This window comes from Pseudomonas sp. FP1154 (genome assembly GCF_030687245.1).
Classification (GTDB): domain Bacteria; phylum Pseudomonadota; class Gammaproteobacteria; order Pseudomonadales; family Pseudomonadaceae; genus Aquipseudomonas; species Aquipseudomonas rhizophila.
The window spans coordinates 5,398,589-5,420,158 of sequence record NZ_CP117465.1; the positions used below are offsets into that span (position 1 = coordinate 5,398,589).

Annotated in this window: 16 protein-coding genes and 1 tRNA gene; 14 read left to right on the top strand and 3 right to left on the bottom strand. The window is 59.0% G+C overall.

Annotated features, from left to right (window positions below):
* Window positions 1-86: 86 nt before the first annotated feature.
* The 7 genes from apaG to PSH91_RS24250 all read left to right on the top strand — a co-directional run bounded on the left by apaG (window position 87) and on the right by PSH91_RS24250 (window position 8,167).
* A complete protein-coding gene (gene apaG, locus PSH91_RS24220; protein WP_047228072.1) occupies window positions 87-467 on the top strand; it encodes a Co2+/Mg2+ efflux protein ApaG in 381 nt (126 codons plus the stop codon).
* Window positions 467-1,345, top strand: a complete 879-nt coding sequence (locus tag PSH91_RS24225; RefSeq protein WP_107322998.1) for a symmetrical bis(5'-nucleosyl)-tetraphosphatase — start codon at window positions 467-469, stop codon at window positions 1,343-1,345. The genes apaG and PSH91_RS24225 overlap by 1 nt, the downstream gene beginning before the upstream one ends.
* Before the next feature lie 33 nt (window positions 1,346-1,378).
* Window positions 1,379-1,708 carry a thiosulfate sulfurtransferase GlpE gene (gene glpE, locus PSH91_RS24230; protein WP_047228074.1) on the top strand — a complete coding sequence of 110 codons (330 nt, stop codon included), beginning with the start codon at window positions 1,379-1,381 and terminating at the stop codon, window positions 1,706-1,708.
* A gap of 299 nt (window positions 1,709-2,007) precedes the next feature.
* The gene (locus PSH91_RS24235; RefSeq protein ID WP_047228075.1) at window positions 2,008-3,930 is read left to right on the top strand and encodes a PrkA family serine protein kinase; all 1,923 of its coding nucleotides are present in this window, start codon (window positions 2,008-2,010) and stop codon (window positions 3,928-3,930) included.
* 113 nt (window positions 3,931-4,043) lie between these two features.
* Window positions 4,044-5,315: a YeaH/YhbH family protein gene (locus PSH91_RS24240; protein ID WP_274090700.1), complete on the top strand. Its 1,272-nt coding sequence runs from the start codon at window positions 4,044-4,046 to the stop codon at window positions 5,313-5,315.
* Entirely contained in the window at window positions 5,312-6,877 is a 1,566-nt protein-coding gene (locus PSH91_RS24245; RefSeq protein ID WP_047228077.1) for a SpoVR family protein, read from the top strand. Before PSH91_RS24240 ends, PSH91_RS24245 begins: the two co-directional genes overlap by 4 nt.
* A 63-nt stretch (window positions 6,878-6,940) precedes the next feature.
* Window positions 6,941-8,167, top strand: a complete 1,227-nt coding sequence (locus PSH91_RS24250) for a multifunctional CCA addition/repair protein (RefSeq protein WP_047228078.1) — start codon at window positions 6,941-6,943, stop codon at window positions 8,165-8,167.
* 107 nt (window positions 8,168-8,274) lie between these two features.
* Here the strand turns inward: PSH91_RS24250 and folK are convergent, their stop codons facing one another.
* On the bottom strand, window positions 8,275-8,802 hold the full coding sequence (folK, locus tag PSH91_RS24255; RefSeq protein WP_047228079.1) for a 2-amino-4-hydroxy-6-hydroxymethyldihydropteridine diphosphokinase: 528 nt from the start codon (window positions 8,800-8,802) through the stop codon (window positions 8,275-8,277).
* Window positions 8,793-9,146 carry a dihydroneopterin aldolase gene (folB, locus tag PSH91_RS24260; RefSeq protein WP_305466879.1) on the bottom strand — a complete coding sequence of 118 codons (354 nt, stop codon included), beginning with the start codon at window positions 9,144-9,146 and terminating at the stop codon, window positions 8,793-8,795. The genes folK and folB overlap by 10 nt, the downstream gene beginning before the upstream one ends.
* Window positions 9,147-9,220: 74 nt before the next feature.
* Between folB and plsY the strand changes: the two genes are divergently transcribed.
* A complete protein-coding gene (plsY, locus tag PSH91_RS24265; RefSeq protein WP_047228080.1) occupies window positions 9,221-9,790 on the top strand; it encodes a glycerol-3-phosphate 1-O-acyltransferase PlsY in 570 nt (189 codons plus the stop codon).
* Between the two features lie 10 nt (window positions 9,791-9,800).
* Here the strand turns inward: plsY and tsaD are convergent, their stop codons facing one another.
* On the bottom strand, window positions 9,801-10,826 hold the full coding sequence (gene tsaD, locus PSH91_RS24270; RefSeq protein WP_047228081.1) for a tRNA (adenosine(37)-N6)-threonylcarbamoyltransferase complex transferase subunit TsaD: 1,026 nt from the start codon (window positions 10,824-10,826) through the stop codon (window positions 9,801-9,803).
* Window positions 10,827-11,025: 199 nt separating this feature from the next.
* Here tsaD and rpsU point away from each other — a divergent pair, with 199 nt between their 5' ends.
* The 6 genes from rpsU (at window position 11,026) to PSH91_RS24300 (ending at window position 21,460) form a co-directional block, all read left to right on the top strand.
* Window positions 11,026-11,241: a 30S ribosomal protein S21 gene (rpsU, locus tag PSH91_RS24275; protein WP_002551877.1), complete on the top strand. Its 216-nt coding sequence runs from the start codon at window positions 11,026-11,028 to the stop codon at window positions 11,239-11,241.
* A gap of 476 nt (window positions 11,242-11,717) precedes the next feature.
* Window positions 11,718-13,676, top strand: coding sequence for a DNA primase (gene dnaG, locus PSH91_RS24280; RefSeq protein ID WP_047228082.1), 1,959 nt, complete (start codon window positions 11,718-11,720; stop codon window positions 13,674-13,676).
* A 67-nt stretch (window positions 13,677-13,743) separates the two neighbouring features.
* The gene (gene rpoD / locus PSH91_RS24285) at window positions 13,744-15,591 is read left to right on the top strand and encodes an RNA polymerase sigma factor RpoD (RefSeq protein ID WP_047228083.1); all 1,848 of its coding nucleotides are present in this window, start codon (window positions 13,744-13,746) and stop codon (window positions 15,589-15,591) included.
* A gap of 124 nt (window positions 15,592-15,715) precedes the next feature.
* Window positions 15,716-19,459 (top strand): bifunctional diguanylate cyclase/phosphodiesterase, encoded by a 3,744-nt coding sequence (locus PSH91_RS24290; protein WP_047228084.1) that lies wholly within the window; start codon window positions 15,716-15,718, stop codon window positions 19,457-19,459.
* Window positions 19,460-19,474: 15 nt separating this feature from the next.
* Window positions 19,475-19,551 (top strand) — tRNA-Ile (locus PSH91_RS24295).
* Window positions 19,552-20,029: 478 nt separating this feature from the next.
* On the top strand, window positions 20,030-21,460 hold the full coding sequence (locus PSH91_RS24300) for a sodium:alanine symporter family protein (protein WP_274090699.1): 1,431 nt from the start codon (window positions 20,030-20,032) through the stop codon (window positions 21,458-21,460).
* The last annotated feature ends 110 nt before the right edge of the window (window positions 21,461-21,570 follow it).

Below are 21,570 nucleotides of genomic sequence, written 5' to 3' on the forward strand. Positions count from 1 at the left end.
GACGTCTGGTCTACTACCCGATACATGGCCTAGACTGATCTTCTCAGCTACGCCCGCGTCCCGCTTCGCTTTTAAGGCCTTTTTGCATGTCCGATCTTCGTTATCAGGTCGACGTCAGCGTCGCCACCCGCTTTCTGGCAGAACAGTCGCAACCCGAGCACAACCGTTTCGCCTTCGCCTATACCATTACCGTGAGCAACAACGGCTCATTGCCAGCCCGCCTGCTATCACGCCACTGGGTCATCACCGACGGCGATGGTCATGTTGAGCACGTGCGGGGCGAGGGTGTGGTCGGTCAGCAACCGCTGATCGACGCTGGAAAAAGCCACAGCTACAGCAGCGGGACGGTGATGACGACCAAGGTCGGCACCATGCAGGGCACGTACCAAATGCTGGCGGAGGACGGCACGCGTTTCGACGCGATCATCAAGCCGTTTCGCCTGGCGGTACCCGGAGCCCTGCACTGATGGCGACGTATGCGGTCGGCGATCTGCAAGGTTGCCTGGACCCGCTCAAATGCCTGCTGGAACGGGTCGCCTTCGACCCACAGAAAGACACGCTGTGGCTGGTGGGCGATCTGGTCAATCGCGGCCCACAATCGCTTGAGACCTTGCGCTTTCTCTACAACATCCGCGATTCACTGGTCTGCGTGCTCGGCAATCACGACCTGCACCTGCTGGCCGCCTGGCAGAACATCGAGCGCCTGAAAAAATCCGATACCTTGAGCGAGATCCTCGATGCCCCCGATTGCGTCGAGCTGCTGGAATGGCTGCGCCTGCAAAAGCTCATGCACTACGACGAGCAACGCAATCTGGCGCTGGTGCACGCCGGCATCCCACCCCAGTGGTCCTTGCGCAAGGCGCTCAAGTACGCCGGCGAAGTCGAACACGCGCTGCGCGACGACAACCTGTTCGGCCCCTACCTGGATGGCATGTACGGCAATGAACCGGTCAAATGGGACAACGATCTCACCGGCACCGCCCGTCTGCGAGTCATCACCAATTATTTCACCCGCATGCGCTTCTGCACCCGCGACGGTAAGCTGGACCTCAAGGGCAAGGAAGGCATCGAGACCGCGCCACCTGGCTACGCCCCTTGGTTCAAACACAAAGAGCGCAAGACCCGTAATCTGAAGATCATTTTCGGGCACTGGGCGGCACTGGAAGGCCAATCCGACGAACCTGGGGTTTTCGCCCTCGACACCGGATGCGTATGGGGTAGCGCGATGACGCTGATGAACGTCGACTCTGGCGAGCAACTGCGTTGCGAGTGTGACGAACAGGGTCACGCCAAATCCCTTCATCATCCGACCATTGCATCAGTAACGGCCGCTACCATCGTTTGATCGATGCCGCGCGTCAGGCTACAGGAGTCCCAAATGACCGCTTTTAAACGCATCCCCCCAGAGCAGGCCCAGGCCCTGCGTGAAACAGGCGCGGTTGTCGTCGACGTTCGAGATCCGGCCACCTTCGCCGCCCTGCACATCAGCGGCTCGACCCATCTGGATAACCACTCCCTCTCCGATTTCATCCGCAATGCGGACCTCGATGCCCCCGTGGTGGTGGTCTGTTATCACGGCAATTCCAGCCAGAGCGCAGCCGCTTACCTGGTCAGCCAAGGCTTCTCCGATGTCTATAGCCTGGACGGCGGTTTTGAGCTGTGGCGCACGACTTATCCTGCAGAAACAGCCCCAGGTAACCCGGAATAATTTTTATGACGCCCAAGCCCACGTGAACCGCGGGTTTGGGTGATGGCGGACGAACGGTCTGCCACAACTAATTACGCATTCAACCTTTACCTCTCCGATTCCGAACTATCCTTAGCCTCAGGCCATCCAAAACAGGGGAGAGCCGGTACACCGGCGCGCGGGTTCATCGGGAGACAGCTTTCAGGAGACGGCATTTCTGAAAGCATTCTGGGGGGTAAACGGCAGCTGGGTTCCCAGCGGCCGACCAGCATCGACTGATTGATCCGACACCGGCTCCACGTATCGAGCGAGGTGACGTCATGAGTATTTTTAGCCACTTCCAGCAACGTTTCGAGTCCACGCGGCAGGAGGAATACTCGCTGCAGGAATACCTCGATCTCTGCAAGCAGGACCGCAGCGCCTACGCATCGGCTGCGGAACGCCTGTTGCTGGCAATCGGAGAACCGGAACTGCTGGATACCTCGGCCAATTCGAGGCTTTCGCGGATCTTTTCCAACAAGGTGATTCGCCGCTATCCGACCTTCCAGGACTTCCATGGCATGGAAGAGTGCATCGACCAGATCGTGTCCTATTTCCGCCACGCAGCTCAGGGTCTGGAAGAAAAGAAACAGATCCTGTACCTGCTTGGTCCCGTCGGCGGCGGTAAATCGTCCCTGGCCGAGAAGCTCAAGGAACTGATCGAAAAGGTGCCCTTCTACGCCATCAAGGGTTCTCCCGTGTTCGAATCCCCCCTGGGGCTGTTCAACGCTACCGAAGATGGCGCGATTCTGGAGGAAGACTTCGGTATTCCGCGCCGCTACCTCAATACCATCATGTCGCCATGGGCCACCAAGCGCCTGGCCGAGTTCGGCGGTGACATCAGCCAGTTCCGGGTGGTCAAGCTCTACCCTTCGATCCTCAACCAGATCGCGGTGGCCAAGACCGAACCGGGGGATGAAAACAACCAGGACATTTCGGCCCTCGTGGGCAAGGTCGATATCCGCAAGCTGGAAGAGTTTCCTCAAAACGACGCCGACGCCTACAGCTATTCGGGTGCGCTGTGCCGGGCCAACCAAGGCCTGATGGAATTCGTCGAAATGTTCAAGGCGCCCATCAAAGTGCTGCACCCCCTGCTGACCGCAACCCAGGAAGGCAACTACAACAGCACTGAAGGCCTCGGGGCGATTCCGTTCAGCGGCATCCTGCTGGCGCACTCCAACGAATCGGAATGGCACACCTTCCGCAACAACAAGAACAACGAAGCCTTCATCGACCGGATCTACATCGTCAAGGTGCCCTACTGCCTGCGAGTCACCGATGAGGTCAAGATCTACGACAAGCTCCTGTTCAACAGCTCGTTGTCCAAGGCCCACTGCGCCCCCGACACACTGAAGATGCTTGCCCAGTTCACGGTGCTGTCGCGCCTGAAGGAGCCGGAAAACTCCAACATCTATTCGAAGATGCGCGTCTATGACGGTGAGAACCTCAAGGACACTGATCCGAAGGCCAAGTCGATCCAGGAATACCGCGACAACGCGGGGGTCGACGAAGGGATGAATGGTCTGTCCACGCGTTTTGCCTTCAAGATTCTGTCCAAGGTCTTCAACTTCGATCCACACGAGATCGCAGCCAACCCGGTTCACCTGCTGTATGTGCTGGAACAGCAGATCGAGCAGGAACAATTCCAGGCGGAAACCCGCGAGCGTTACCTGCGTTTCCTGAAGGAGTATCTGGCTCCGCGTTATATCGAGTTCATCGGCAAGGAAATCCAGACCGCGTACCTGGAGTCCTACAGCGAATATGGGCAGAACATCTTCGATCGCTACGTGCTTTACGCGGACTTCTGGATCCAGGATCAGGAATACCGCGATCCGGAAACCGGCGAAATCCTCAACCGCGTGGCGCTGAACGAGGAACTGGAAAAAATCGAGAAACCGGCCGGGATCAGCAACCCCAAGGATTTCCGCAACGAAATCGTCAACTTCGTCTTGCGGGCCCGGGCCAACAACAACGGCAAGAACCCGACCTGGCTCAGCTACGAGAAGCTGCGGGTGGTCATCGAGAAGAAAATGTTCTCCAACACCGAAGACCTGCTGCCAGTCATCAGTTTCAACGCCAAGGCCAGCAAGGAGGACCAGCAAAAACACAACGACTTCGTCACACGCATGGTCGAACGTGGCTACACCGACAAACAGGTACGACTGCTCTCCGAGTGGTACCTGCGGGTCCGGAAATCGCAGTGAGGCAGTGAAGCAGCGGCAAGCTTCAAGCCTTGAGCTGCAGGGGCGCTCACCGTCCCTGCGCTTGCGGCTTGCAGCTTGAAGCTGAGAACTTGAAGCTGCCCAGAGGGCCACCTATGAGCTATGTGATCGACCGACGCCTTAATGGCAAGAACAAAAGCACGGTGAACCGCCAGCGGTTTCTGCGGCGTTACCGCGACCATATCAAGAAGGCCGTCGAAGAGGCGGTCAGTCGCCGTTCCATTACCGACATGGAACATGGCGAGCAGATCAGCATCCCCGGACGCGACATCGACGAGCCGGTGCTTCACCACGGGCGTGGCGGCAAACAGACTGTCGTGCACCCCGGCAACAAGGAATTCACCAGCGGCGAACACATTCCGCGTCCGCAAGGCGGAGGTGGCGGGAGAGGTCCAGGCAAGGCCGGTAACTCCGGCGAGGGCATGGACGAATTCGTGTTCCAGATTACCCAGGAGGAATTCCTGGAGTTCATGTTCGAGGACCTCGAGCTGCCGAATCTGGTCAAGCGCAACCTGACCGGCACCGATACGTTCAAGACGGTGCGCGCCGGCATCAGCAATGAAGGCAATCCTTCGCGTATCAACATTATCCGTACGCTTCGCTCGGCCCATGCCCGGCGCATCGCGCTGTCTGGCAGCAGCCGGGCAAAGTTGCGCGAGACAAAGGAGGAGCTCGCCCGCCTCAAGCGCGAAGAACCCGACAATTTTGGCGATATTCAGGAGCTGGAAGCGGAGATCGAAAAACTTAGCGCGCGGATTCACCGTGTGCCATTTCTCGATACCTTCGACCTCAAGTACAACCTGCTGGTGAAACAACCCAACCCCAGCTCCAAGGCCGTGATGTTCTGCCTGATGGACGTGTCGGGGTCCATGACCCAGGCCACCAAGGATATTGCCAAGCGTTTCTTCATCCTGTTGTACCTGTTCCTCAAACGGAACTACGACAAGATCGATGTGGTGTTCATCCGCCACCACACCAGCGCCAGGGAAGTGGACGAAGAGGAGTTCTTCTATTCCCGGGAAACCGGCGGCACGATCGTTTCCAGTGCCCTGAAGTTGATGCAGGAAATCATGTCCGAACGCTATCCGGCCAATGAATGGAACATCTACGCCGCCCAGGCGTCCGACGGCGACAACTGGAACGATGATTCACCCATTTGCCGCGACATCCTGATCAACCAGATCATGCCGTTCGTCCAGTACTACACCTATGTGGAAATTACTCCACGGGAACATCAGGCCTTGTGGTACGAATATGAACGCATTGCCGAAGCGTTTTCCGACACATTTGCCCAGCAGCAACTGGTCTCGGCCGGGGACATCTACCCGGTCTTCCGTGAACTCTTCCAGCGCAGGTTAGTGACATGACCGCCAAAAAAGAGCAGAAGCGTCAACCCATCTCCACCGGCTCCGAATGGACGTTCGAGCTGATCCAGGCCTACGACCGGGAAATCAGCCGTATCGCGGACCGTTATGCCCTGGACACTTACCCGAACCAGATCGAGGTGATCACCGCCGAGCAGATGATGGACGCCTACGCGTCGGTCGGCATGCCTTTGGGCTATCACCACTGGTCCTACGGCAAGCACTTCCTCAGTACCGAGAAGTCCTACAGCCGCGGCCAGATGGGGTTGGCCTATGAGATCGTGATCAACTCCGACCCTTGCATCGCCTACCTGATGGAAGAAAACACCATCTGCATGCAGGCCTTGGTGGTGGCCCATGCTTGCTACGGCCACAACAGCTTCTTCAAGGGTAATTACCTGTTTCGCACCTGGACCGATGCCAGCTCAATCATCGATTACCTGGTATTTGCCAAGCAATACATCATGCAATGCGAGGAGCGTCACGGCATCGATGCCGTGGAAGACCTGCTGGACTCCTGCCACGCGCTGATGAACTACGGCGTGGACCGCTACAAACGACCGTATCCGATTTCCGCCGAAGAAGAACGCCGGCGTCAAAAGGATCGCGAAGAACATCTGCAAAAGCAGATCAACGATCTGTGGCGCACCATTCCCAAAGGGGCCGACAAGTACAGCGAGAAAGACAACGCGCGCTTCCCTGCCGAGCCTCAGGAAAACATCCTCTATTTCATTGAAAAACACGCTCCGCTGCTGGAGCCGTGGCAGAGGGAGATCGTGCGCATCGTGCGCAAGATCGCTCAATATTTTTATCCGCAACGCCAGACCCAGGTCATGAACGAAGGCTGGGCCACGTTCTGGCATTACACGCTCATGAACGACCTGTACGACGAAGGCCTGGTCACCGACGGTTTTATGATGGAGTTCCTCACGTCCCACACCAGCGTGGTGTTCCAGCCCGGTTTCGACAGCCCGTATTACAGCGGCATCAACCCTTATGCACTGGGCTTTGCCATGTACCGCGATATCCGGCGCATGTGTGAAAACCCCACAGAGGAGGATCGGCGCTGGTTCCCGGACATCGCCGGCTCGGACTGGTTGTCCGCTATCAAATTCGCCATGAGCAGCTTCAAGGACGAGAGCTTCATCCTCCAGTACCTCTCGCCCAAGGTCATCCGCGACCTGAAACTGTTCAGCATCCTCGATGATGACCAGAAAGATGACCTGCTGGTGCCTGCCATCCACGATGAAAGCGGTTATCGCGTCATCCGCGAGACACTGGCGGCGCAATACAACCTGGGCAACCGCGAACCCAACGTTCAGATCTACAGCATCGATCGCCGGGGCGATCGCTCGCTGACGCTGCGCCATCAGGCGCATGATCGCAAACCGTTGGGCGACTCAACCGATGAAGTCCTCAAGCACCTGCACCGCCTCTGGGGTTTCGACATCCATCTCGAAACCCTGCAAGGCGAGCAGGTGATGAAAACCCATCACGTGCCCCCCAGAACCGAGCAAACCGAAGGAGATTATGGCCGGTTGGACTTGGCTGTCATTCATCTTTGAACCCGTTTTCACCTCCGAAGGCCTGGCGCAAAGGTTATCCTGTCAGACCAACGGAGGTTTTTTATGCAGATCTATAAAGTCGGCGGCGCCGTTCGCGATCGCCTGCTGGGCATTCCTGTCACCGACATTGATCGGGTCGTGGTGGGGGCTACGGCCGAGGATATGCTCGCCAAGGGCTTTCGCCCGGTGGGAGCTGACTTTCCGGTATTCCTTGATCCCAAGACCGGGGAGGAATACGCCCTCGCCCGCACAGAACGCAAAAGTGGCCGCGGTTATGGCGGCTTCGTGTTCCATGCCAGCCCTGAAGTGACCCTCGAAGAAGACCTGATCCGCAGGGACCTGACGATCAACGCCATGGCCGAAGATGACCATGGCAATCTTACCGACCCGTATCACGGCCAACGCGATCTCAAAGCCCGCCTGCTACGTCATGTTTCCCCCGCGTTCGCCGAAGATCCACTCAGGGTCCTGCGGGTTGCCCGCTTTGCCGCGCGCTATGCTCCGCTCGGTTTCAAAGTGGCGGACGAAACCCTGGAACTGATGCGCCAGCTCAGCGACTCGGGCGAACTGCAAGCCTTGACCGCCGAACGCAGCTGGAAAGAAATTTCCCGCGCTCTCATGGAAAAACAACCGCAGGTGTTTATCCAGGTCCTGCGCGATTGCACAGCCCTCAAAGTCTTGATGCCCGAGGTGGATGCACTGTTCGGCGTGCCGCAACCCGAGGCCCATCACCCTGAAATCGACACCGGCGTCCACACCCTGAGCGTGCTGGAGCAGGCCGCGCTGCATGAACAGCCCCTGACAGTTCGTTGGGCGTGCCTGCTGCATGACTTGGGCAAAGGCCTGACGCCCGCGCACGAATGGCCCCGGCATATCGCCCATGAACACACGGGCCTGAAGCTGATCAAGGCGGTCAATGAACGTTTCAAGGCGCCGCGCGACTGTCAGGAGTTGGCTTTATTGGTCGGTCAATACCATACCCACGGCCATCGTGCGCTTGAGCTGAAGGCATCCACTTTGCTTGAGCTGTTGCAGAGTTTTGACGTGTATCGCCGCCCTCAGCGCTTCGAGGAGTTCATCGCCGCGTGCGAGATGGATGCGCGCGGCCGCAAGGGCCTGGAGAGTCGAAGTTATCCACAGGCGGATTACCTGCGTGGAGCGGCAGCGGCCGCACGCGGAGTAGCGGTGCAGCCCTTGCTGGAAAAAGGCTTCAAGGGACCTGAATTGGGCGAGGCGATCAAGCGTGAGCGTCTTCGGGCATTGAAAGCGTATAAAGACGCGGCGAGCTGAGAAAGCTTTGTGTCGGCTTGCATCTCGGCCATCGCGAGCAGGCTCGCTCCCACAGGCATCGCGGGCCGCTCAGGCGCAATGTGGGAGCGAGCCTGCTCGCGATGACGTCAGAGGCCTGACAGCAGCTCCAAAGGCGTGAGCGGTACACCCCGCCATTCAAAAGCCACCGGAGCCAACACCTGGTCAATCTGCGACTCATCCCACAAAGTCGCGAAGCTTTTGCCTACGCCAGGATGTATCCGATCGGGTGCAATCAACGACAATGGCCACAGGACAAAGGCGTTCTTGAGAATTTCGGCGCGGGGCAGGATCAAGCCGTCGAAATTGCCGACCTGCTCGCCATACAACAACACGTCGATATCCAGCGGCAGCCCTTTACGGTCCGGCGCATAACGACCGTTGTCTGCTTCGATGAACTTGAGGCGACGGTCCAGCTCCATCAGCGGCAGATCCGTGTAGGCAGCTACGACGAAATTGAAAAAAGGCCCGCTCTTGATCCCCACCGGCTGGCTCTCGAACACCGCCGAACAGCGTATGTCCACCAGGAAACCGGCAAGGGCTTCAAGACCTGCGCACAAGTGGGCTTCGCGCTCGATATTGCTGCCGAGCCCGAGAAAAACCTGAGTCAGCGACATCCGCGCTCGATCTCCACGCCCACGCCACTGGCGGCCGGCACAGCGCCGGGCTTGGTCACTTTCAGACGCAGCCAGGTAATCTTGAACTCGTCCATCAGCGCCTGGGCCAGTCGTTCGGCAAAGGTCTCGACCAATTGGAACTGGGCATGCTCGGCAAATGCCTGGATGCGCGACGATACGCTGGCGTAATCGAGCGCCAGGGTCAGGTCATCGCCGGCGGCGGCCGGACGGTTATCCCAGGCGAAACTCAGATCCAGCCGCAGACACTGGCGGATGCCGCGCTCCCAGTCGTAGGCACCAATGACCGTGTCGACTTCCAGGCCTTCGATAAACACTCTGTCCAAGCACTCTTCTCCGCAGCACGACAAGGGCGCAATGCGCCGTTAGAATCAGGGCGTCCTCGCCCGGAATAGTTAGCATGTTTTGGTTACTGGCGACTTTCGCCTACCTGCTTGGCTCGCTGTCCTTCGCCATTTTGCTCAGCCGCCTGACCGGTCGCCCGGATCCGCGAATGAGTGGCTCGGGCAATGCCGGCGCCACCAACATGCTGCGCCTGGCCGGACGCAAACTTGCCATCCTGACCTTGCTTGGCGACCTCTGCAAAGGCCTTGTCCCGGTTCTGCTCGCCAATCTTGCAGGACTTTCGTTGCAGCAACAGGCCTGGATCGGTGTCTGCGCCGTCCTCGGTCACTTGTTCCCGCTGTACTTTCGCTTTCGCGGCGGCAAGGGTGTCGCCACCGCCGCCGGCATGCTGCTGGGTCTGTATCCACCCGCCGCCCTGCTGGCCGTCGCTGCCTGGCTGCTGACGTTCTACCTGACCCGTACCAGCTCCCTGGCCGCCCTGATCGCCACACCGCTGATCCTGCCATTGCTGGCCTGGCAGGAGCCGGCGGCCTTGCTGCCGGTAACCGCACTCGTTGCACTGATCGTCTGGCGCCACCGGGGCAATCTACGCGACCTGTTTGCCGGGCGCGAACGGCATTTTTAATCCACACGCCCTACAGCGGTGACAACTGCTCCATGGGCCAGCGCGCCTGCACGCTGATTGCCAGGCTTTCGTGCTGGCCGGCTTGCAAACGCTGGCACCCGGCGAAGGCAATCATCGCCCCGTTATCTGTGCAGAACTCCGGCCTGGCGTAGTAAACGTCGCCGTTCATGCTGCCAAGCATGTTCTCTAGTGACACGCGCAAAGCCTTGTTCGCACTGACTCCGCCAGCGATCACCAGACGCTTGAGTCCGGCCTGTTTCAGGGCGCGCTTGCACTTGATGGTCAAAGTCTCCACCACCGCCTGCTGGAACGCCAGCGAGATGTCGCAACGGGCTTGCTCGCCGTCGTCTCCGGCGCTGACGCATTGCTGCCAGGTGTTCAGGGCGAAGGTTTTCAGGCCGCTGAAGCTGAAATCCAGGCCGGGGCGGTCACACATCGGCCGCGGGAAGACGAAACGCCCTTCCACTCCGTGGGCCGCCAACCGTGCGATTTCCGGTCCGCCCGGGTAATTGAGGCCCATCATCTTCGCGGTCTTGTCGAAGGCTTCACCGGCAGCGTCGTCCAGGGTTTCCCCCAACAGTTCGTATTGGCCGATGCCATCGACCCGGACCAACTGTGTATGACCGCCAGAGACCAACAAAGCGACGAACGGAAACTCCGGCGGTTGCGGCTCCAGCATCGGCGCCAGCAAATGACCTTCCATGTGATGCACACCCAAGGCCGGGATACCCCAGGCGAAGGCGAGCGCCTGGGCACAGGAAGCACCCACCAGCAGCGCGCCCACCAGGCCCGGCCCGGCGGTGTAGGCAATGGCGTCGATCTCGGTCGGCACACAGCCGGCCTCGGCCAGGACCTGGCGAATCAAGGGCAGCATGCGCTTGACGTGATCGCGGGACGCAAGCTCGGGCACCACGCCGCCATAGGCGCGGTGCAGGTCGATCTGGCTGAACAGCGCATCGGCCAACAGGCCGCGTTCACTGTCGTATAATGCGACACCGGTTTCGTCGCAGGAGGTTTCTAATCCCAGTACTAGCATGGGTTTGCGCCTTGTAGAGGCTGAATTCGAAGGCGCGCATAATAGTCGTCACGTTGTGCCCCGACCAGCGGTTTTCGATCAGAGGCTTTGCATTCCGAGCGATGAGGGGTTAACATCCGCAACCCTTAAAAACCGACGTCTTCAAGTGCTCTTTTGCCGCGAGGATGTTGACCCCGGTAATGAATGAAGGTAGCTCTGGATGCCAGCCGTCAAAGTAAAAGAGAACGAACCCTTCGACGTAGCTCTGCGTCGTTTCAAGCGCTCCTGCGAAAAAGCCGGTGTTCTGGCTGAAGTTCGTAGCCGCGAATTCTACGAGAAGCCGACTTCCGAGCGTAAGCGCAAAGCAGCAGCCGCTGTTAAGCGTCACGCCAAGAAAGTTCAGCGCGAACAGCGCCGCGCCGTACGTCTGTACTAATACACAGACGTCCGTAGCAAGCTTCTGCCAAGCCCGGCCCTCAAGCCGGGCTTATGGCATTTGCGGAAAACGCTTGATGCTTCACTGTCAAAGTCGCACATGCGACCGAGACAACCTGCTTTACCACGTCAGACCTGGCTCTTTTGCCAGCGGTGCACGTCTCTTCTGACGAGCCTTCCAAGGCTACTGACGAGCACACCCTGATTCCTCTAACGACGATCAGCCCAAGGCACCTGCTTGCGTGCCCGCCTGATGATCCGAGGCCTGAACGGCCGTTACCGGACTCAGCGCAACATATTCAAACAGTCGAATACTGATTAGTGATTAACGTCAGTGGACTATCGGCAGATACACTTCCCGACAGCGATGATGCAGACGACCCGGTCGAGCCACCGTTTTACCGTGCCTCAAGACCAAGAGTCGGTTACGCCTGCTGATTTCGGGTCCATATTTCGCGCAGTGATGATGAGAACGCCATGGCCGGGCTGATTCCCCAGAGCTTTATTGACGACCTCCTGAACCGCACCGACATCGTCGATGTGGTCAGCTCTCGCCTGCAAATGAAAAAAGCCGGCAAGAATTACACGGCCTGCTGCCCGTTCCACAAGGAAAAGACCCCGTCCTTCAGCGTCAGCCCCGACAAACAGTTTTACTACTGTTTCGGCTGTGGCGCTGGCGGCAATGCCCTCGGCTTCATCATGGACCACGACAACCTGGACTTCCCCCAGGCTGTCGAAGAACTGGCCAAAGCCGCCGGCATGGAAATTCCCCGCGAGGAAAGTGGCAGAGCGCACAAACCGCGCCAACCCACCGACTCGCCGCTCTACCCATTGCTGACTGCGGCGGCCGATTTTTATCGCCAGGCCCTCAAAAGCCATCCTGCCCGCAAGGCAGCCGTGGATTATCTCAAGGGCCGCGGCCTGACCGGGGAAATCGCCCGGGATTTCGGCCTCGGCTTTGCCCCACCCGGCTGGGACAATCTGTACAAGCACTTAAGCAGCGACACCTTGCAGCAGCGCGCGATGATCGACGCCGGCCTGCTGATCGAGAATGCCGAAACCGGCAAGCGCTATGATCGCTTCCGCGACCGGGTAATGTTCCCGATCCGTGACACGCGCGGACGGATCATCGCGTTTGGCGGCAGGGTCCTGGGCGACGACAAACCCAAGTATCTGAACTCCCCGGAGACCCCGGTATTCCATAAAGGACAGGAACTCTACGGGCTGTACGAAGCGCGCAAGAACAACCGCAACCTCGACGAAATCATCGTCGTCGAAGGTTACATGGACGTGATCGCCCTGGCCCAGCAAGGTTTGCGCAATGCCGTTGCGACCCTGGGCACCGCCACCAGCGAAGAGCACATGAAGCGCCTGTTTCGCGTCGTGCCCAGCGTGCTGTTCTGCTTCGACGGCGATCAGGCCGGCCGCAATGCCGCCTGGCGAGCACTGGAAGCGACATTGCCATGCCTGCAGGATGGGCGGCGAGCGCGCTTTCTGTTTTTACCCGAGGGCGAGGACCCGGATACCCTGGTGCGCTCCGAAGGCACCGATGCTTTCCGTGCGCGGATCAACCAGCACGCGCAACCGCTGGCCGATTATTTTTTCCAGCAGTTGACCGAAGAAGCCGATCCACGCTCCCTCGAAGGCAAGGCCCATATGGCCACCCTCGCGGCACCGTTGATCGACAAGGTACCCGGCGCCAACTTGCGCACACTGATGCGCCAGCGTCTGACCGAAATCACCGGCCTGAACAGTGAAGCGGTCAATCAGTTGGTCCACAGCGCCCCCCAGGAAGCACCGCCGGCTTACGACCCAGGCATTGATTACGACGCGATGCCGGATTTCGCCGACTATCATCAACCTCAGCAGGACTATGCGCCTGCGCAGGAATGGACACCCAAGAAACCGGGCAGCGGCGGCAAGAAATGGGACAAAAAACCCTGGGACAAGAACGGTAAGCGCGGCGATCGCGACCAGCCACGTGCCCCGCGCGTGCCGGCCGCCGTCGAACCACCAACACTGGCCGCCCTGCGGACTTTGCTGCACCACCCGCAACTGGCTGAAAAGGTCGAGGACGCCGGGCACTTCGCCGCCGAGGACCACAGCAATACGCAATTGCTGATCGCACTCCTTGAAGCCGTGCAGAAGAACCCCAAACTTAACTCTTTCCAGTTGATCGCCCGGTGGCACGGCACCGAACAAGGGCGCCTGTTGAAGGCCCTGGCCGAGAAGGAATGGTTGATTGATGGAGACAACCTTGAACAACAGTTTTTCGACACCATTACTAGCTTGTCCGCCCGCCAACGCGAGCGAAATCTGGAACAACTTCTGCGAAAAGCTCGCCAGAGCGAGTTGACCAGCGAAGAGAAAAACCAATTGCGCGATTTACTCAGCCGCAATGTTTGCGCATCAAACCCGACCTCAACTGGCGCGTGAGGTCACAGCTCAGGTATAATCCTCGGCTTGTTTTTTGCCCGCCAAGACCTTCAGTGGATAGGGTGTTATGTCCGGAAAAGCGCAACAGCAGTCTCGTATCAAAGAGTTGATCCTATTGGGTCGTGAGCAGGGCTACCTGACTTACGCGGAGGTCAACGACCACCTGCCGGAGGATATTTCAGATCCGGAACAGGTGGAAGACATCATCCGCATGATCAACGACATGGGGATCAACGTATTCGAGGTTGCTCCAGATAAGGATGCCCTTATGCTGGCCGACGCCGATACCGACGAGGCGGCCGCTGAAGAAGCGGCCGCAGCGTTGGCAGCGGTCGAGACCGACATTGGTCGCACCACCGATCCCGTGCGCATGTACATGCGTGAAATGGGTACGGTAGAGCTCCTCACGCGTGAAGGCGAAATCGAAATCGCCAAGCGCATTGAAGAAGGCATCCGCGAAGTGATGGGCGCAATCGCGCACTTCCCTGGCACGGTTGACCATATTCTCTCCGAGTACACCCGCGTCACCACCGAAGGTGGCCGCCTGTCCGACGTCCTGAGCGGTTACATCGACCCGGACGACGGTATCGCGCCGCCTGCAGCCGAAGTGCCGCCGCCGATCGACGCGAAAGCCGCCAAGGCCGACGACGACACCGATGACGACGACGCCGAAGCCAGCGACGACGAAGAAGAAGCCGAAAGCGGTCCGGATCCGGTCATCGCTGCCCAGCGTTTCGGCGCTGTGGCCGACCAGATGGAAATCACCCGCAAGGCGCTGAAGAAGCATGGCCGCAACAACAAGCAGGCAATTGCCGAGCTGTTGGCACTGGCCGAGCTGTTCATGCCGATCAAACTGGTGCCAAAGCAATTCGAAGGCCTGGTCGAGCGTGTCCGCGGCGCCCTGGATCGTCTGCGTCAGCAAGAGCGCGCGATCATGCAACTGTGCGTGCGTGATGCCCGCATGCCACGTGCTGATTTCCTGCGTCAGTTCCCTGGCCACGAAGTCGACGAAAGCTGGACCGATGCACTGGCCAAAGGCAAAAGCAAATACGCTGAAGCCATTGCCCGCCTGCAACCGGACATCATTCGTTGCCAGCAGAAGCTGACCGCGCTGGAGGCCGAAACCGGCCTGACCGTCGCCGAGATCAAGGACATCAACCGTCGCATGTCGATCGGTGAGGCCAAGGCCCGCCGCGCGAAGAAAGAGATGGTCGAAGCGAACTTGCGTCTGGTGATCTCCATCGCCAAGAAGTACACCAACCGCGGCCTGCAATTCCTCGATCTGATCCAGGAAGGCAACATCGGCCTGATGAAAGCGGTGGACAAGTTCGAATACCGTCGCGGCTACAAGTTCTCGACTTATGCCACCTGGTGGATCCGTCAGGCGATCACTCGCTCGATCGCCGACCAGGCCCGCACCATCCGTATTCCGGTGCACATGATCGAGACCATCAACAAGCTCAACCGCATTTCCCGGCAGATGTTGCAGGAGATGGGTCGTGAACCGACTCCGGAAGAGCTGGGCGAACGCATGGAAATGCCTGAGGACAAAATCCGCAAGGTATTGAAGATCGCCAAAGAGCCGATCTCCATGGAAACCCCGATCGGTGATGACGAAGACTCCCATCTGGGTGACTTCATCGAAGACTCCACCATGCAGTCGCCGATCGATGTCGCCACCGTTGAGAGCCTCAAGGAAGCGACTCGCGAAGTGCTCTCCGGCCTCACTGCCCGTGAAGCCAAGGTACTGCGCATGCGTTTCGGCATCGACATGAATACCGACCACACCCTTGAGGAAGTCGGTAAGCAGTTTGACGTAACCCGCGAGCGGATTCGTCAGATCGAGGCCAAGGCCTTGCGCAAATTGCGCCACCCGACGCGAAGCGAGCACCTGCGCTCCTTCCTCGACGAGTGATGTTAAAAACCCCCGGCCCTGCCGGGGGTTTTGTTATGTGCAGATAAAATCCCCCCGCTACGCCCCCCCGCCCTATTGCCCGTCTACACTCGAAACATCCTCCCCAAGCCATGACGAGACCGTGATGCCCAGACTGACGGCCGTGATTTTGCTGTCATTGATGAGCTGGACCGCAACGGCTGGCGCGCTGACGCTCACCGACGAAGAGCGCCGCTGGCTCAAGGACCACCCCGACCTGCGCCTGGGTGTCGACGCCTCCTGGCCACCGTTCGAATTTCGCGACGATCAGGGGCGGTATCAGGGCCTGGCCGCCGACTACGTGGATGTTATCCGCGAGCGGCTGGCTGTCACGCTCACGCCTATCGAGCCCGTCAGCTGGACGATGGTGCTGGAGCAGGTCGCACAGGGCAAAATCGATCTTTTACCCGGCATCATGTCCACGCCCGAACGTCAGAACTACCTGGCCTTCACCCGCCCATATCTGGACTTTCCCATCGTCATCCTGGCCCATCATGGCGGTGCAGAACCTCATAACCTTGAGGATTTGTACGGGCTGAAAATCGCCGTGGTGGAAAACTATGCGCCCCACGAACTGTTGCGCAACCACCATCCAGACCTGAATCTGGTGGCGCTGCCCAATGTCAGCTCAGCCTTGCAAGCCTTGGCCACAGATAAAGTGGATGCGGTGGTGGGCGACCTGGCTTCCAGTGTCTGGAGCCTGCGCCAACTCAAGCTTGACGGGCTCTATGTCAGCGGAGAAACACCCTATCGCTATCAACTGGCCATGGGCGTCCCCCGGGAGAACAGGATACTGGTGGGTATCCTGGACAAGGTGATAGCGGACATGAGCCCGGCCCAGATCAGCGAAATCCAGGAGAAATGGGTCGGCAATGTCCGAGATTACCGAAGGTTCTGGTCAGACCTGCTGGTTTACGGCTTGCCTGCGCTGCTCCTCTTGAGCGGTGTCCTTGCGGCGGTGATTCGCATCAATCGCCGCCTCAGCTCAGAGATCGCGCGACGAGTCGATCTGGAACAAGAACTGCGCAGCAGCGAATACCACTACCGCGGGCTGGTGGAGAGCCTTTCAGCAATTGCCTGGGAGGCAAGGGTCAGTGACTTCACCTACAGCTACGTGTCGCCTCACGCCGAAGATCTGCTCGGTTATCCCCTCTCCCACTGGCTGATTCCAGGGTTCTGGCGCAACATCATTCATCCTGCCGACCTGATTCGCGCCCAGAGCTATTGTGAGCATGAAGTGCTGGCGGGCCGGGACCATTGCATTGATTACCGCGTGATCACTGCTGACGGCCGCTGCCTGTGGGTGCGCGATATTGTCAGCCTGATCGAACACGGCCACGAACCGGTGATGCGCGGGCTGATGATCGACATCAGCGAAGCCAAACGCACCGAGGAAGCCCTGCGCCTCTCCGAGCAAAAATTCGCCTCGGTATTTCGTCAATGTCCGGACATCCTGGTGATAGCGCGCCTGATGGACGGTTGCCTGCTGGAGGTCAACAAAGCCTTCGAGGAGCAGATTGGCCTGAGCGCCGCAGAGGTGGTGGGCCAAACCGCGACCGAACTGAACATCTGGGGCATCCAGGACGTCGGCCCGGGCCTGCTGCAACGATTACAGGCCGGCAGTATCCGCAATCTGGAGATGCCTTTCCGTCGCAGCAATGGCCAGGTGTTCACCGGGCTGATCTCGGCCGAACCCTTCGACCTCGACACCACCCCAGCCCTGGTCGTGGTAGTGCGTGATATAAGCCAGCTCAAGGAAACACAGCAGCAGTTGCAGACTTCCGAAGAGAAGTTCGCCAAGGCCTTTCATGCCTCGCCCGACGGCCTGCTACTGTCCCGGCAAAGCGACGGCCTGCTGATTGAGGTCAACGAAGGCTTCAGCCGTATTACCGGTTTCAATAGCGCCTTGTCGGTGGACCGTTCCACCCTGGACCTGGGTATCTGGGTCAACCTCAATGAGCGCAAACAGATGCTCGACCAATTGCAACGAGACGGTTATGTCAGGGACTTCAGATGTCATATACGCCGTAACGATGGGCAGATAAGGCTCTGCGAAGTGTCCAGCCGCCCTCTGCCCATCGGCAACGAAGACTGCATGCTGACCATCGCCCGGGACATCACCGAACGCCACCTGATGCAGGAAAAACTGCAACAGGCAGCCACCGTGTTCGAAAGCACTGCCGAAGGCGTGCTGATCACCGATACACAACAGCACATCAGCGCGGTGAACCGCGCCTTCAGCGAGATCACCGGCTATAGCGAAACCGAAGCCTTGGGTCACACGCCGCGGCTGTTGGCTTCCGGCCTGCATGACAGTGCGTTCTATGCCGCAATGTGGCACCAGTTGACCGCCGAGGGACACTGGCAGGGGGAGATTTCCAACCGGCGTAAAAACGGCGAGTTGTATCCCAGTTGGCTGACCATCAGCGCGGTGCGTAACCGGGATCGGGAAATCACCCATTTCGTTGCGGTCTTTGCCGATATTTCCAGCCTCAAGCACGCCCAGGCCCGACTCGATTACCAGGCGCACCACGACCCGCTCACCGGCCTGCCAAATCGCACATTGTTCGAAAGCCGATTACTGACGGCGCTCAACAGCCAGCAGGAAGATGGCGGCCAGGGTGCGGTGCTGTTCCTGGACCTGGACCGCTTCAAGCACATCAATGACAGCTTGGGACACCCGGTGGGAGATCTGCTCCTCAAGGGTATCGCCGTGCGCCTGCGCGAGCAGTTGCGCGATATCGATACCGTGGCGCGCCTGGGGGGTGACGAATTCATCATCCTGCTGCCAGGCCTGCAACAACCCAGCGACGCCGAACACATTGCCCAAAAACTGTTGAATTGCTTTGCCGCACCGTTCCAGGCCGGTGAACATGAGTTTTTCATCAGCGCCAGCATCGGCACCAGCCTGTACCCACAGGATGGCTGCGACGTCGCCACGCTGGTCAAGAATGCCGACGCGGCGATGTACCGCTCCAAGGCCAAGGGCCGCAACCGGGTTGAAAGCTACACCCGCGACCTCACCGCCCAGGCCAGTGAGCGGGTGGCACTGGAACACGAGTTGCGACGCGCCATCGAGCGCAACGAATTATCGTTGTCCTTCCAACCCAAATTCAGCCTTGCCGACAATCGCCTGGTGGGCGCCGAGGCGCTGATTCGCTGGACCCACCCCACATTTGGCGACGTACCGCCGGAGCATTTCATCCCGCTGGCCGAAGAAAACGGCATGATCCTGCAGATTGGCGACTGGGTACTGGAACATGCCTGTCGACAACTGTCCGAATGGAACGACGCCTACGAAAGCCTCGGCCCGCTGTCGGTCAACCTTGCCGGAGCCCAATTGCGCCAACCCAACCTGCTGGGGCGTATCGAACAGTTGCTGCGTGAGCACCACCTCAAGCCCGGCTTGTTGCAACTGGAAATTACCGAAAACTTCATCATGAGCCAGGCCGAAGAAGCCCTCGCGGTGCTGCACCAGCTGAAAAAACTCGGTGTGCAACTGGCGATAGACGACTTCGGCACCGGCTACTCCTCCCTGAGCTATCTCAAGCGTTTGCCACTGGACTTCCTCAAGATCGACCAGTCCTTCGTCCGTGGCCTGCCCGATGACCCGCACGACGTGGCCATCGTGCGGGCAATCATCGCGCTGGGCCGCAGTATGCAATTCACCATCATCGCCGAAGGCGTCGAGACCCTGGCCCAACAACAATTCCTGGCTGAAGAAGGGTGCGAACAGATCCAGGGCTACATCGTCAGCCTGCCCCTGTGCGCCGAAGAGTTCGCCGCAACGTTTCTTCGTATGACCGTATCGGATTTTTCGGATAGCACAGCCGAGAAACCGTCGCTATAATCCGCGGCCTACTGAGGGCCTATAGCTCAGTTGGTTAGAGCAGAGGACTCATAATCCTTTGGTCCACGGTTCGAGTCCGTGTGGGCCCACCATACTCAAAGCCGCGCATTGCGCGGCTTTTGCGTTTTTGAGCGGCGAGACTGGGCGCACTGGCCAAAGGTCTTCATAAACAACCGCTGCGCAATAAGCACGTCATCCATGCGATGTATACCCGCCCAGCTATAGTGAATTTCGCCTATACCGGACGTTTAGAAGATCAAACTGGCAGTAGCACTCAACTGAACAGACATTGGGCAGCCCCTGAGGCTGATTAAGCACAACTCTCAGGGCGCCGAAAGTACCGCTCTGTAGTACAGTTGCGCCCGCCAGGGCCCGGCCACTGCCAGCGATAAAGGTCAGTTTAGCCCTCGAACGACTCGACGGTGCCATATGGCGGGTTTTCGGATCGGGAACGATCGGCGGCACCGAAACGTCCGAAGACGCGAAATCGGATGTAAAACCAGGCATAAACTGATCGCGGGACGCTCAAGAGAGCGATTCCGCCGATAATAAGAAATATAGGAGAAACAGATGGAATTCCTGCAAACGCTGTTTGGGTATGTCGACAGCCTCACGTGGGGGTGGTCGCTCATACCCATTCTCGTGGTCTTCGGAGTGTTCATCACGATCATGTCGGGTTTCGTCCAGTTCGAATTCTTCGGCCGGATGTTCCGCGTGCTGTCAGGGAAGAACCAGAACAGCGACCCCAATAACCTCAGCGCGCGACAGGCGCTACTCGTATCCGTGGGCGGCCGCGTGGGCGGCGGAAACATTGCCGGTGTAGCCGTCGCGATCACGCTCGGTGGGCCCGGCGCGGTTTTCTGGATGTGGTGCATCGCGCTCGTCGGCATGGCGACAAGTCTCGTCGAATGTACGCTTGCCCAGGTTTATAAGCGCACCGACGGGGAGCACTCCTTCCGTGGCGGCCCAGCCGACTATATCCGGCACGGCCTCGGCTCGAACTACAACTGGCTGGCGATAGTTTATGCAGTCTGCCTGCTGGCAGCCTTCGGCCTTGGCTTCAATGCCTTCCAAGGCAACACTGTGGCCGGCGCGATGCAGGATTCGTTCGGGATCAGCCGCTTTGTGACCGGAGCGCTACTGGTGCTTGTCACCGGGTTTGTGATCTTTGGTGGAATCAAGCGCATCGCCAAGGCGGCCGATGTCGTGGTGCCCGTCATGGCGCTGGGTTACCTGGCGCTTGCCCTGATCGTCATCGTGATGAACATCGGTGAAATTCCGGCGCTCTTCGTACGCATCGTCTCTAGCGCCTTCGGCTATGAAGAAGCCATCGCCGGTGGCATGGGGGCTGCGATTGCACAAGGCTTGCGCCGCGGGCTGTTCTCAAACGAGGCCGGGCTTGGTTCCGCACCGAACGTCGCGGCAACTGCGCTGGTGCATCACCCGGTCAGCCAGGGCATCACCCAATCGTTCTCGGTCTTCATCGACACGATCGTGATTTGCTCGTGCACGGCTTTCATCATCCTGCTGGGTGATGTCTATGTTGCCGGTGCAACAGGCATCGACGGTGTCGTACTGACACAACAGTCACTGGCCAGCCATTTTGGTGAGTGGTCGCGCTACGCGTTGACTCTGGCGATCCTGCTCTTCGCCTTCTCGTCCATCATCTACAACGTCTATCTGGGTGAGAACGCACTGGCGGCCATCACCAAATCCAAACCGGCCCTGCTGGTGCTGCGCGTGTTTATCCTGGGCTTGATTTTCCTCGGCGCCGCGGCCCCGAACGCCACCTCGGTGTTCTTCTTCTCAGATCCGATGATGGGCATTCTGGCACTGGTGAACCTGATTGCGATTTTGATGCTGTTCCCTACTGCGATACGGGTGATCAACGACTTCCGCGCGCAGCTGAAAGCCGGTGTGGCAAGGCCGGTCTTCGATCCGGCAAATTTCCCCGACCTCGATCTCGACCGCAAGGCATGGGATACCAATCGCTGGAAATGATCCCGGCCCGGTCGCAGCCTGGATTGGGCTGCGGCCGCATCTGAAACGGGCTGATGCCAGCATCGTCAAATCTGCGGATACTGCCACCATGACCAACGTCATGGTGGCAG

Coding starts and splice junctions, on each gene's coding strand:
- PSH91_RS24245 (WP_047228077.1), top strand. CDS start 5,312: ATGACCGCCAAAAAAGAGCAGAAGCGTCAACCCATCTCCACCGGCTCC.
- PSH91_RS24250 (WP_047228078.1), top strand. CDS start 6,941: ATGCAGATCTATAAAGTCGGCGGCGCCGTTCGCGATCGCCTGCTGGGC.
- tsaD (WP_047228081.1), bottom strand. CDS start 10,826: ATGCTAGTACTGGGATTAGAAACCTCCTGCGACGAAACCGGTGTCGCA.
- PSH91_RS24235 (WP_047228075.1), top strand. CDS start 2,008: ATGAGTATTTTTAGCCACTTCCAGCAACGTTTCGAGTCCACGCGGCAG.
- folK (WP_047228079.1), bottom strand. CDS start 8,802: ATGTCGCTGACTCAGGTTTTTCTCGGGCTCGGCAGCAATATCGAGCGC.
- PSH91_RS24240 (WP_274090700.1), top strand. CDS start 4,044: ATGAGCTATGTGATCGACCGACGCCTTAATGGCAAGAACAAAAGCACG.
- PSH91_RS24225 (WP_107322998.1), top strand. CDS start 467: ATGGCGACGTATGCGGTCGGCGATCTGCAAGGTTGCCTGGACCCGCTC.
- rpsU (WP_002551877.1), top strand. CDS start 11,026: ATGCCAGCCGTCAAAGTAAAAGAGAACGAACCCTTCGACGTAGCTCTG.
- rpoD (WP_047228083.1), top strand. CDS start 13,744: ATGTCCGGAAAAGCGCAACAGCAGTCTCGTATCAAAGAGTTGATCCTA.
- plsY (WP_047228080.1), top strand. CDS start 9,221: ATGTTTTGGTTACTGGCGACTTTCGCCTACCTGCTTGGCTCGCTGTCC.
- glpE (WP_047228074.1), top strand. CDS start 1,379: ATGACCGCTTTTAAACGCATCCCCCCAGAGCAGGCCCAGGCCCTGCGT.
- PSH91_RS24300 (WP_274090699.1), top strand. CDS start 20,030: ATGGAATTCCTGCAAACGCTGTTTGGGTATGTCGACAGCCTCACGTGG.
- PSH91_RS24290 (WP_047228084.1), top strand. CDS start 15,716: ATGCCCAGACTGACGGCCGTGATTTTGCTGTCATTGATGAGCTGGACC.
- apaG (WP_047228072.1), top strand. CDS start 87: ATGTCCGATCTTCGTTATCAGGTCGACGTCAGCGTCGCCACCCGCTTT.
- dnaG (WP_047228082.1), top strand. CDS start 11,718: ATGGCCGGGCTGATTCCCCAGAGCTTTATTGACGACCTCCTGAACCGC.